General features: G+C 65.3%; 14 protein-coding genes and 1 tRNA gene. 10 read left to right on the top strand and 5 right to left on the bottom strand.

Going from position 1 to position 11076, the window contains the following annotated elements; genetic code table 11:
* The 6 genes from Q0025_RS12660 to Q0025_RS12635 all read left to right on the top strand — a co-directional run.
* Window positions 1-741: sulfite exporter TauE/SafE family protein (locus Q0025_RS12660; protein ID WP_297299677.1), on the top strand; the 741-nt coding region annotated here is incomplete at its 5' end.
* Window positions 742-918: 177 nt separating this feature from the next.
* Complete coding sequence (gene modB, locus Q0025_RS12655; RefSeq protein WP_297299676.1) at window positions 919-1614, top strand: molybdate ABC transporter permease subunit; 696 nt, start codon at window positions 919-921, stop codon at window positions 1612-1614.
* A complete protein-coding gene (modC, locus tag Q0025_RS12650) occupies window positions 1611-2717 on the top strand; it encodes a molybdenum ABC transporter ATP-binding protein (RefSeq protein ID WP_297299674.1) in 1107 nt (368 codons plus the stop codon). Before modB ends, modC begins: the two co-directional genes overlap by 4 nt.
* Before the next feature lie 54 nt (window positions 2718-2771).
* A complete protein-coding gene (locus tag Q0025_RS12645) occupies window positions 2772-3530 on the top strand; it encodes a molybdopterin-binding protein (protein ID WP_297299672.1) in 759 nt (252 codons plus the stop codon).
* Window positions 3527-4021 carry a xanthine phosphoribosyltransferase gene (gene gpt / locus Q0025_RS12640; RefSeq protein ID WP_297299670.1) on the top strand — a complete coding sequence of 165 codons (495 nt, stop codon included), beginning with the start codon at window positions 3527-3529 and terminating at the stop codon, window positions 4019-4021. The genes Q0025_RS12645 and gpt overlap by 4 nt, the downstream gene beginning before the upstream one ends.
* A gap of 38 nt (window positions 4022-4059) precedes the next feature.
* A tRNA-Leu gene (locus Q0025_RS12635) sits at window positions 4060-4148 on the top strand.
* Between the two features lie 23 nt (window positions 4149-4171).
* Here Q0025_RS12635 and Q0025_RS12630 read toward each other — a convergent pair.
* The 4 genes from Q0025_RS12630 to Q0025_RS12615 all read right to left on the bottom strand — a co-directional run bounded on the left by Q0025_RS12630 (window position 4172) and on the right by Q0025_RS12615 (window position 7378).
* Window positions 4172-4672 carry a copper chaperone PCu(A)C gene (locus Q0025_RS12630; protein WP_297299668.1) on the bottom strand — a complete coding sequence of 167 codons (501 nt, stop codon included), beginning with the start codon at window positions 4670-4672 and terminating at the stop codon, window positions 4172-4174.
* Window positions 4673-4774: 102 nt separating this feature from the next.
* Window positions 4775-5704, bottom strand: a complete 930-nt coding sequence (locus Q0025_RS12625; RefSeq protein ID WP_297299666.1) for a division plane positioning ATPase MipZ — start codon at window positions 5702-5704, stop codon at window positions 4775-4777.
* A gap of 193 nt (window positions 5705-5897) precedes the next feature.
* Window positions 5898-7160 carry an FAD-dependent monooxygenase gene (locus tag Q0025_RS12620; protein WP_297299664.1) on the bottom strand — a complete coding sequence of 421 codons (1263 nt, stop codon included), beginning with the start codon at window positions 7158-7160 and terminating at the stop codon, window positions 5898-5900.
* Window positions 7130-7378, bottom strand: coding sequence for a zinc-finger domain-containing protein (locus Q0025_RS12615; protein ID WP_297299662.1), 249 nt, complete (start codon window positions 7376-7378; stop codon window positions 7130-7132). Before Q0025_RS12615 ends, Q0025_RS12620 begins: the two co-directional genes overlap by 31 nt.
* A gap of 149 nt (window positions 7379-7527) precedes the next feature.
* Between Q0025_RS12615 and Q0025_RS12610 the strand changes: the two genes are divergently transcribed.
* From Q0025_RS12610 to Q0025_RS12595, 4 genes are all read left to right on the top strand, one after another.
* The gene (locus Q0025_RS12610; RefSeq protein ID WP_297299660.1) at window positions 7528-8292 is read left to right on the top strand and encodes an alpha/beta fold hydrolase; all 765 of its coding nucleotides are present in this window, start codon (window positions 7528-7530) and stop codon (window positions 8290-8292) included.
* A 152-nt stretch (window positions 8293-8444) separates the two neighbouring features.
* The gene (cysE, locus tag Q0025_RS12605) at window positions 8445-9212 is read left to right on the top strand and encodes a serine O-acetyltransferase (protein ID WP_297299681.1); all 768 of its coding nucleotides are present in this window, start codon (window positions 8445-8447) and stop codon (window positions 9210-9212) included.
* Window positions 9213-9398: 186 nt separating this feature from the next.
* Entirely contained in the window at window positions 9399-9794 is a 396-nt protein-coding gene (locus Q0025_RS12600) for a DUF3126 family protein (protein ID WP_297299658.1), read from the top strand.
* Between the two features lie 45 nt (window positions 9795-9839).
* Window positions 9840-10388, top strand: coding sequence for a gamma carbonic anhydrase family protein (locus Q0025_RS12595; RefSeq protein WP_297299656.1), 549 nt, complete (start codon window positions 9840-9842; stop codon window positions 10386-10388).
* Here the strand turns inward: Q0025_RS12595 and Q0025_RS12590 are convergent.
* Window positions 10378-10983 carry a PilZ domain-containing protein gene (locus tag Q0025_RS12590; RefSeq protein ID WP_297299654.1) on the bottom strand — a complete coding sequence of 202 codons (606 nt, stop codon included), beginning with the start codon at window positions 10981-10983 and terminating at the stop codon, window positions 10378-10380. The two genes, Q0025_RS12595 and Q0025_RS12590, sit on opposite strands and share 11 nt — an antisense overlap.
* Window positions 10984-11076 lie beyond the last annotated feature (93 nt).

The following is an 11076-nucleotide window of genomic DNA, read 5'->3' as shown; positions in this document are numbered from 1 at the left end:
CTCTTCCTTTTCGCCGCCGGGTTTTGCGCGGGCGTCATGAATGCGCTCGCGGGCGGCGGCTCGTTCCTCTCCGTGCCGGCGATGATCGCGACCGGCATGCCCTCGGTCCTCGCCAATACGTCGAGCACCGTCGCGCTCTGGCCGGGGACTGTCGCCAGCACGCTCGTCTATCCACATTCGTTTCGCCCGATCTGCGGCATCGGCCGCTGGCCGCTGATGATCGTGACCCTGGTCGGCGGCCTCGCCGGCAGCCTGTTGCTGCTGTTCACGCCATCGAGCTCTTTCACGTTGTTGCTGCCGTGGCTCCTGCTGCTTGCGACCTTGGCGCTCATCTTCGGCGGCCGGATCGCCACGGCGCTCGAAGGGCGCTATCACGGCTCGAATTGGATGCTGGTCGCGCAATTCCTGCTCGGCGTTTATGGCGGCTATTTCGGCGGCGCCGCCAGCATCATGATGCTCGCCGTCTGGTGCCTGTTCGGCGAGACCGACATCAAGGCTTTGCACGGGCCGCGGACTTTGCTCATCACCGCCGCCAATACGGTGGCGATCATCGTCTTTCTGTTTGCCGGCGCGGTGCTGTGGCCACAGACGCTCGCCATGCTTGCGGGTTCGCTCATCGGCGGCTTCGGCGGCGCGCGGCTTGGCCGTGTCACGCCTTCGCATGTGGCGCGCATCGTGACGCTCTGCATCACGGTCGCGATCACCATCGTCTTTTTCGTCAAGACCTATTGGCGGCATTAGAGCGTCGGACGTTCAAATTGAATCGCTCGGCGCTTTCAAGTCTTTCTCGTCACATCGGATTTGTCCGAAAACCGCTTCGCACTTTTCGGTCCGATGCTCTGGCGCGGGCGCTCTTCTTGACAGGCGCGCGCGATCGGCCGAGAAGCCGGGCTTTGCCATATTCGGGAGAATATAGCATTGCACGACTTCCTCGGCCCGGACGATTGGACCGCCGTCTTTCTGTCGCTGCGGATCGCCATCGTCGCGCTGCTCGGCAGCCTGCCGTTCGGCATTCTCGCGGCCTATGCTTTGGCGCGCTGGCATTTTCCCGGCAAGACGCTGGTCACGGCGCTGATCTATCTGCCGCTCGTCCTGCCGCCGGTCGTCACCGGCTATCTGCTGCTCATCGGTTTCGGTCGCCGCGGCCTCTTCGGGCAAGCGTTGGCCGATCTCGGCATCGTGCTCTCGTTCCGCTGGACCGGCGCGGCGCTTGCCTGCGCGATCATGGGGTTTCCGCTGATGGTGCGGGCGATGCGTCTCTCCTTCGAGGCGATCGACCCCAATCTCGAACAAGCCGCGAGCAGTTTGGGGGCGAACCCCGTCTTCCGCTTTCTTCTCGTCAGCCTGCCTTTGGCCTTGCCGGGGATCGTTGTCGGCGCGACGTTGTCCTTCGCGCGCGCCCTCGGCGAATTCGGCGCGACGATCACCTTCGTCTCCAACATTCCCGGCGAGACACAGACGATCCCGACGCTGATCTATACCTATACGCAGGAGCCGGGCGGCGATGAGCGCGCGCTGCATCTAACGCTCGTCTCGCTGGTGATCGCCGCCGTCGCCATTATCGCCTCGGAAATCATCCAAGCACGCGGCGAAAAGCGGCTGGCGCGCGGATGATCGACGTCGCTGTCGCGCGCCGCGTCGGCGGCTTCGATCTCAAGGTCGCGTTCCGCAACGGTGATGGCATCACCGCTCTGTTCGGCCGCTCCGGCGCCGGCAAATCCTTGACGATCGGCCTGATCGCCGGCCTCGACCGGCCGGATCGCGGTCATGTCGTTCTCGACGGGCGCGTTCTGGTCGATACCGAGCGCCACATTTTTCTTCCCGCTTATCGCCGCCGCATCGGCCTCGTCTTTCAGGATTCGCATCTCTTCCCGCATCTTGGCGTCCGGCAGAATTTGCTCTTCGGCCGCTGGTTCGCGCCCCGCCGGGCGGCCGCGGTCGGCTTTGACGCCGTGGTCGAAACGCTCGGCATCGGCGATCTCCTCGGCCGCACGCCGGCAAAACTCTCCGGCGGCGAGCGCCAGCGCGTCGCCATCGGCCGCGCCTTGCTGTCCTCGCCGCAACTCTTGCTGATGGACGAACCGCTCGCCGCGCTCGACGTGGCGCGCCGGCTCGAAATCCTGCCGCTGATCGAGCGTTTGCGCGACGAGTTCAAGATCCCGATCGTCTATGTCTCGCATGACATCGAAGAGGTCTCGCGGCTGGCGAGCCGGGTCGTTGTCTTGGAGCGCGGGCAGGTCGCAGCGATCGGCGATCCCGCCGACGTCCTGCCCTCGGCGCTCAGCGACGACGCCCGCACCGACCGCGCCAGCGTGCTTGCCATGCGCGTCGGCAAGCGGGACGAGACCTACGGCCTGACCGAGCTGATCCATCCGGCCGGGACAATCTGGCTCGCCGGCGCACAGGGCGACGAAGGCGCCAAGCGCCGCGTCGTTATCAAGGCGACCGATGTCACGCTGTCGCTGGCGCCGCCGCAGGGCTTGAGCATCCAGGGCGCGCTCAAGGGCCGCCTGGCCGAAATCGAGGCGCTCGGTCCGCTGGCCGTCGCGCATATCGCCCTCGACGGCGACGGGACGCTGCTGGCGATGACCACGCGGCGGGCGCTCGACCGGCTTGGGCTCGGCCTTGGGCTCGGTCTTGGGCTCGGCCTTGGCCAGCCGATTTTCGCATTGGTGAAGACCGCCGCTCTCGACGAGAGGCTCGTCGGCGGGGCATGATGCGCCGGGATCGACCTAGGCCTTGGCCATAGGGCCCGATGCGGAGACTTTGCAATGCCCGAGCCGGTTACTGCGGCGCTTCTCGTCATCGGCGACGAAATCCTGAGCGGCCGCACCAAGGACAAGAACATCGGCTTCATCGCCGATTTTCTGACCGAGCGGGGCATCGATCTGCGCGAGGTCCGCGTCGTCCCCGATGTCATTGCCGAGATCGTCGCCGCGCTCAACGCCCTGCGGCATCGCTATACCTATGTCTTCACCACCGGCGGCCTCGGCCCGACGCATGACGACATGACGGTCGATGCGGTCGGCGCCGCCTTCGGCGTGCCGGTCATCGAGGATCCGCGCGCCATCGCGCTATTGTTGCAGCGGATCAAGCCCGACGATCTCAACGAGGCGCGGCGGCGCATGGCGCGGGTTCCGCAGGGCGCCGAGCTTGTCGAGAATGCGGTCTCCAAGGCGCCGGGCTTCAAGATCGACAATGTCATCGTCATGGCCGGCGTGCCGGCGGTCATGCAGGCGATGCTGGCCGCCGTCGCGCCGAGCCTCGAAATGGGGCAGCCGACGCTGGCGCGCAGCATCGCCGTCGGCAATATTCCCGAAGGCGCCTATGCCGCCGAACTCGGCGCCATCGCCGCGGCGCATCCCAATCTGTCGATCGGCTCTTATCCGTCGATCGTCGACGGCAAATTCGCCAATGAGATCGTCGTACGCGGCAAGGATGCGGAAGAAATCGCCGCGGCCGTGGCGGCGGTCGAGACCATCATCGCCGCTCTGCGCGCCGCGGGCCGCGACCAATATAAGATCACATGACCGACGCCCCGCAAAAAGCCTTTCACGTCTCCTGGGACCAGTTTCATCGCGACGCCCGCGCGCTCGCCTGGCGGCTGGCCGAGACGGGGCCTTATTCGGCCATCGTCGGCATTGCCCGCGGCGGCCTCGTGCCGGCCGCGATCGTCGCGCGGGAGCTCGATTTGCGGATGGTCGAATCGCTTTCGGTCGTCAGCTACGACCACACGGTCCAGCAAGGGCCGCCGAAGATCGTCAAGACGATTGCGCCGGAGCTCTTGAGCGGGCAGGGCGCCGGCGTCCTGGTCATCGACGATCTCGTCGATACGGGCGCCACGGCCCGCGTGGTGCGCGCGCTGCTGCCGAAGGCGCATCTCGCAACCGTCTACGCCAAGCCGCAGGGGCGCCCGCATGTCGATACGTTCATGACCGAGGTCTCGCAGGATACTTGGATCTATTTCCCCTGGGATCTCGGCCTCGCTTTCCAGGCGCCGATCGCGGGCGGGCGGGGATGATTGCCTATCAGGCGAGAGCGCTTTAGGTGGAGTGGTATGCGGGCGTGGCGAAATTGGTAGACGCAAAGGACTTAAAATCCTTCGGCTCGAAAGAGCTGTGCCGGTTCGACCCCGGCCGCCCGCACCAAACGATCGATAAGTTACGTGCCCTTACTGCTCGTCGTCGTCGCCGCTCGGCGCCGTCGCGTTGAGGTTCGGCGTGGCGTGGAAGCCGATGTCGATCTGGCCGGCGTTCTCGAAGCCGAGCGTGGCGTGAATGATGTCGCCCGATTTCAGCGGATGATGAATGTTCATGAAGGTGACGTGGTCGCCGCCCGGCGCGAGGTTCACCGTGCCGCCGGCCGGAATCTCGATCCCGTCGGACAAGGCATGCGTCTCGACATGGCCGTTCACCGTCTTCGAGCTGCGCAATTCGGCTTTGTCGGCGATGTCCGAATCGACCGAGACGAGGCGGTCCGGCACGCTGCCTTCGTTGATGATCGACAGATAGCCCTCGGCGTCCTTCGCGCCGGCCGTCGTCGGGCGGGTGAAGGCGCCCTCGATGAACAAGGTGCCGATGCTGGCATTGGGCGAATCTTCGGCGGAGACGGCGGCGGGCACGAGGGACGTCGCAGCGAACACAAGGGCAGCGCAGGCGAGGGAAATTTTCAAGTTTCGCTCCGTTTGATCCTTCGAGCGCGGCGCTGCCGCAGCGGCCGGCCCGGCTTTACCCTCTGCAAGAACGAGGGCTTTGCGTTTTTATCGTGGCAGGGCTCAATCCTGTAAATCACGATAATAGCGCGAAATCCGCTCGAACCAATCGTGGCGCGCCTGCAGATGCGCCATGCCGCGGCTGCGCTCCGGCAATTTCAACGTTTCGATCAGCGATTCGACCTCGCGCCGCGCCGAAATCTGCGAGGCGGAGAGAGAGCTGCCGCGCATCGCTTCTTCGATCGGATCGAGCGCGGTGAGGCCGATCGGAAACAATTCGCGGAAGATCACGCGGTCGTGAAGCCCGTCGGCGGGGCGGAACTTCAATTGGCTGGCGAGCCGCGACAGGCTGCCGGCGATCTGCTTGGCATTGTTCGATTGGGTCGAGGACATGCGGTTGCGCACGATGATCCAATCGATGATGCCCTGATCGACCATTTTGCGCTTGCGCCGCGCTTCGAGCACGAGGTCGGCATATTGCGCGACCTGGCCGCGCTTGGTGCGATCGTGATGCACGCGCGAAAAGACATCGACGTCGATGAAGGAATCGTTGACCGGCGAGACCAGCGTATCGGCCAGCGAATGGGCGAGCCGCATCAGGTAGGAATCGCTCGCCGGCGTGTCGATCACGACGAATTCGTATTCGTGCTCGACTTCCGCAATGGCGGTGGCGAAGGCGCCGAATTCCCACGTCTCGTTGTCGCGCACATTGTCGGAATTGCCGCGATCGAGCGCATGATGGCGCGGCAGTTCGACGGCCCACGGCGCGCTCGCCGCCCAGGAAGCGCGGTTTTCGAAGAAGCGCGTCAAGGTCTGCTGGCGGGTGTCGAGATCGATCGTCGCGACGCGAAAGCCGGCCTTCAGCAGGGCGACGCTGATGTGAATCGACAGAGTCGACTTGCCCGTGCCGCCTTTTTCATTGGCGACGACGATGACATGCGCGGTGCGCAAGTCGGGCGGGTCGAACTCAGGCATCGCGGCTCGCGCAGTCATTCCCCCATCCGCGTTGTTCGATGCGCCTGGCCGGATTCGCGGCGCTCGCTCTCACCATGCGCGCCGGAGAATGGCACGGGTGTAGGAATTTGTCTCGGCCCATCTCCGGTGGAAAAACCGCCTGGGAGAGACTCATTTGGCTTGCGCCGCGCGCCTTTGACGGCAGCGATGCGAGCCAGGCGGGCCGCGGCCTTCACGTCGGACTCGGCCCTTGCGCGCCGTAAAGCCAGTCATAACGCGCGCTGAGTCGCGCCGGCCCCAGCCCGCGCAGCACCATATCGCGGGCGAACGAAGCCGGTCGCCGGAGATGATAAATGCGCGCCTGGCGGTGCGATTCGCTTTGCACCCGGGCCGCGCGCGGCGCCCGCGCCGCACTATAGGCGGCGAGCCCGGCTGCGACATCGGAATTGGCAGCAAGATGGTCGGCAAGCGCCGCCGCATCCTCGATCGCCTGCGCCGCGCCTTGGGCGAGAAACGGCAGCATGGCATGCGCCGCATCGCCGAGCAAAGCGATGCGGCCATGGCTCCAATGCGGCGGCGAGATGCGTTCGACCAGCGGCCAGATGCGCCAGTCGGACGCGGCGGCAATCAGCGCGCGGATCTGCGGCGCCCAGCCGGCGAATCGTGCGGCGATCCAGGCGGGATCGCCCGCTTGCGACCAGAGATCGGCCTTGTCGTCGAGCCGCTGTCTTGCATCGACCACCGCAACGACGTTGATCAGCGAACCGCCGCGCAAAGGGTAATGCACGAGATGCGCGCCGCCGCCCAGCCACAGGCCGCTTTCCGCCCGGCGCAGGTCGGCTGCGACGCGCGCGGCCGGGACGAGAGCGCGCCAGGCGACATGATGGGCGCGCCTCGGCAGATCGTCGGGCCGCCCGCGCAAGGTGGCTTCGCGCGCACGAACGAAGGAGCGCACGCCATCGGCGCCGATCAGGCAATCGGCGGAAAAACTCAGCCGCATCGGCCCGCGCAGAGCGGCGGCGCGCACCTCAAGCGGCGTCTGGTCGAAACCGGCCAGCGCCGTCTGCGGGCGAAAGCTGATAGCGGCTTCGGCGAGCGCCGCCTCGCGCAAGGCGGCGATGAGGTCGGCGCGATGCACGGCGAGATAGGGCGCGCCCCAGCGCGCTTCGGCATCGCCGAGCGGCAGGCGCGCGAGCGCAGCGCCATCGCGGCCGCGGCGGATCTGGATGGCCTGCGGCGCGAGCCCGGACTCGATCAGCTTCGGCAGCAGGCCGAGATCGCGCAGGATGGCGCTGGCGTTCGGCGCGAGCTGCAGCCCGGCGCCGATGTCCTCGTGGCCGTCGCGGCGCTCAAGCAAAGTGATGCGCCAGCCGCGCCGCGCCAGCGCGATGGCGGCAGTCAGCCCGCCGACTCCGGCCCCGGCGATCAGGGCATGCGGCGCATCCCGCGTGTCGGATAAAAGCGTCAGGCGCTCACCTTGTCGGGGAAGGCGCATTCCGGCGGCTCGCAGGCGCCGCGCGCGAGGCTCGCGTCATAGACATAATGCGTCGAGCAATAAGGGCAGATGACGTCGTCGGAATCGCCCATATCGATGAAAATATGCGGATGGTCGAAGGGCGGCAGGGCGCCGGTGCACATGAATTCCTTGGCGCCGATGCGCACGCGCGCCACGCCGGGCTGGTTATGGAAATGCGGGGTGCCGTGGTCTGCCATCGGAAAGTCCCAGATCAATCAGAGCCTGATCTCAGCGAAAAACCGTTAGCCGCTTTTTCGCGCGCCGCTCTGGCCGGAACCGCTTTATTCGAATAGAGGGACGAGGTCCACCGGTTCGCAAGAGGCCGCTGCCCGCTGATTTGATGTCGATGCAGGAATTTTCTTCCGAGGGCGTGCGGATCGCCATGATCGACGCCCCGCCGGAGCGCGGCGAAACCGGCCGCCCGGTGCTGCTCATTCATGGCTTTGCCTCGAACCACGCGGTGAACTGGGTCTTTCCGCATTGGCTCAAGACGCTGAACGCGGCGGGGCGGCGTGTCATCGCCTTCGACAATCGTGGCCACGGCCGCAGCGAGAAGCTCTATCGTCCCGAAGATTACGATCTTGCGCTGATGGCGGCCGATGCGCGCAACCTGCTCGATCATTTCGCCATCGAAGCGGCGGATATTATCGGCTATTCGCTCGGCGCCCGCATCGCGGCGGTCTTCGCGCTGACCTATCCGGAGCGGGCGGGCGCCTTCGTTTTCGGCGGCCTCGGCGCGAAATTGTTCGAGACGGCCGGGCTCGGCGAGCCGATCGCGCGGGCGCTCGAAGCGCCGTCGCTCGCCAGTCTGGACGACGGTCTCGGAAAAATCTTCCGCGCTTTCGCCGAAGCGACCAAGAGCGATTTGCCGGCACTCGCCGCTTGCGCTCGCGGCGCCCGCCGCCAGTTCAGCGCGGCGGAGCTCGCCGCGATCACGGCGCCGGTGCTCGTCGCGGTCGGCACCAAGGACGATATTGCCGGCGCGCCGCAGCCGCTTGCGGCGCTGTTTCCAGCCGGCCGGGCGCTCGCAATTCCCGAGCGTGACCATAACCGCAGCGTCGGCGACGCGGCCTTTAAAAAGGCTGCGCTGGCCTTTCTGGAACGGACCTAAACCTCCGCCGAAAGGCCGAGGCGCGAGGCCGCTGCAATCGTCTTCAAAACCGTGGTAAAAGAGATCGATTTTCTTCGGAGGTCCGGGTGAATTCGGCAAAACCGTCCTTGGCCAGCGCCAGCCGCGAACGGCCGGATTCGATCTTCGCTCGGATGCAGCACGAGGCCGAGGAGCTCATCGGCCGCGACATCGGCATCGCCCCCTGGGTCACCACAATCGTCCTCGAACAGCCGAGCCTCGAAGCGGCGGTGATCTACCGGGTTGCGAGCCGGCTCGGCAATGACGTCGTCTCGATCGAACAGATCCGTCAGACCTATGCCGATCTCGTCGCGCGGCAGCCGGCGATCGGCGCCGCCTTCCGTGCCGATCTTCTCGCCTTCGTCGACCGCGATCCGTGCTGCATGCGGCTGATCGAGCCGCTGCTTTATTTCAAGGGCTTTCATGCGCTGGCGACGCACCGGCTGGCGCACGGGCTGTGGAACGAGGGCCGTTACGATTTCGCGCTCTATCTGCAGAGCCGGTCGTCGGAGGTCTTTCAGACCGACATCCATCCCGCGGCGCGGATCGGCAAGGGCATCTTTCTCGATCATGCGACGGGCCTTGTCGTCGGCTCGACCGCGGTCATCGAGGACAATGTCTCGATGCTGCAGGATGTGACTTTGGGCGGCACCGGCAAGGAGGCCGGCGACCGGCATCCGAAAATCCGCCATGGCGTGCTGATCGGGGCCGGTGCCAAAATTCTCGGCAATATCGAAGTCGGCCATTGCGCGCGGATCGCCGCAGGGTCTGTCGTGCTGCGGCCGGTGCCGCCAAAGACGACGGTTGCGGGCGTCCCTGCGCAGGTCGTCGGCGATGCCGGCTGCGCCGAGCCCGCGCTGTCGATGGATCAGATCCTCGCTGCCAAGGCTGCGCGCGGCTAGAGCCCCGATTCCTATGGGAATCCGAGCTTCGGCCTATTGTTTTCGACGCGTTTTCCTGAGGCGAGCCGGCGCTTGCTTTGCGCGAAAACGCTTTGCGTCCGACTTGCGGGCCATGGCGATTTCTGGCAAGGGGCAGGCAGGTCACGCCGCGGCCTCGTGAGACGAGCGGCATCGGAGAGTTGAGGTTTGGACAAGGTCGAACTGCACAAATTGCAGGGCTTTCTACGGCAAGCCTTCGGCAACCAGAGCCTCAAAGTCGCGCCGGCCAAGCGCAATCCCGACGACGCCGAGGTCCATCTCGGCGAACGCGTCATCGCATCGATCGCGGTCGATGACGAGGATGGCGACCGTTCCTTTGCGCTGGAGATGAAGATCCCCGTCGAACGTCCTGTTTTACAAGACTATCTGCGCCGGCTCTTCGAGAACGACAAATTGCGCATCGTGCCGCGCCCTAAGAAGAACGATTCGGTCGAACTGAATTCCGGCGACGATTATCTCGGCGTGATCTCGCAAGACGATCCGAAGGGCCGCAGCTTCACCTTGCAAGTCGCGATCCTCGATTTCGATCTCGAAGATTTTTGACGCCGCACGTCAACCCGAAGACAATGTGAGCTGGCGAGGAAAGACATGCCTCTCTATGCGCTGGATGGCTTCGTGCCGCGCGTGGCGGCGAGCGCTTGGCTCGCTCCCGATGCCCAGGTCATCGGCCAGGTGCAGATCGCGGCCGAGGCCTCGATCTGGTTCGGTGCCGTGCTGCGTGGCGACAACGAAAAGATCGTGGTCGGCACGCGGACCAATGTTCAAGACGGCGCGGTCTTGCATACCGATCTCGGCTACCCGCTGGAGATCGGCGAGGGCTGCACCATCGGCCACCAGGCGATCCTGCATGGCTGTCTCATCGGCGCCAATACGCTCATCGGCATGGGCGCTACCTTGCTCAACGGTGTCAACGTCGGCCGCAATTGCCTCGTCGGCGCCAAGTCCCTGCTGACCGAAGGCAAAGCCTATCCGGACAATTCGCTGATCATCGGCACGCCGGCGCGCGTGCTGCGTGAATTGAAAGATTCGGAAATCGCCCAATTGCGCGAAAGCGCAGCGGCCTATGTCGCCAACGCGCGACGCTATGCGCGCGGGCTCGCGCATGTCGGCGCCAGGTCCGAAGCCGTCAAAGCTTGATATTTTCGTCGAACTTGTCGGCCGGAATGGCGTGATCGAAACGCACCGCAACGCCGCCCTCGAAAATACGGACGATCTGGCCGTCCGTCTGACCGAGCTTGACCCGCGTGCCGAGGGCCGGCTTGATCGAGGTCGAAACGCCGGCGCCGGAAACCGAGATGTCGATCAATTGCACGATATGTTCACGCTCGCCGTCGACGTGCAGAATCGAATGCCGGCGATTGGGAATGATGCGCTCGTGGCGGCGATCCTCCGGCATGCCGAGCGTATCGCGATTGATGAGCCAGGTGAGCTGATTGGCGATCTTCTCCCGCTTGGCGAACGGCATGGTCATCTGGATCGCGAAGCCGCGCTCGGTATGACGTGCGATCTTGCCTTCGACGCGGCCGATCTGATCGAGATAAACGACGACATGCTCGCCGACCGCGCCGCGCACCGGCGCATCAAGGGCGAGACCGCCCGGCGACATGTTGACGGTCTGGCATGGGAACTCGCGCTTGTCTTGAAGCATGTAGCGGCCAAGCAAGACGATCTCGACGCGGAGATGCCGGCGGCGTTCGGAGAATTTCGGGATTGTCTTGAGCTTGGCTGTCATAGCATTCCCAGAGGTCCGACAGATACGCCCAGCCGGGACGGCGGATCATGGATGGTAGCGGGTTAAGGCCATCTTAGCATCAGGGCGACAAAG

Origin of the sequence: uncultured Methylovirgula sp., from assembly GCF_947646745.1 — a bacterium.
Lineage (GTDB): Bacteria > Pseudomonadota > Alphaproteobacteria > Rhizobiales > Beijerinckiaceae > Methylovirgula.
Note: the sequence above shows the minus strand (reverse complement) of the source record. Positions and strands in the feature narration are given on the sequence as shown.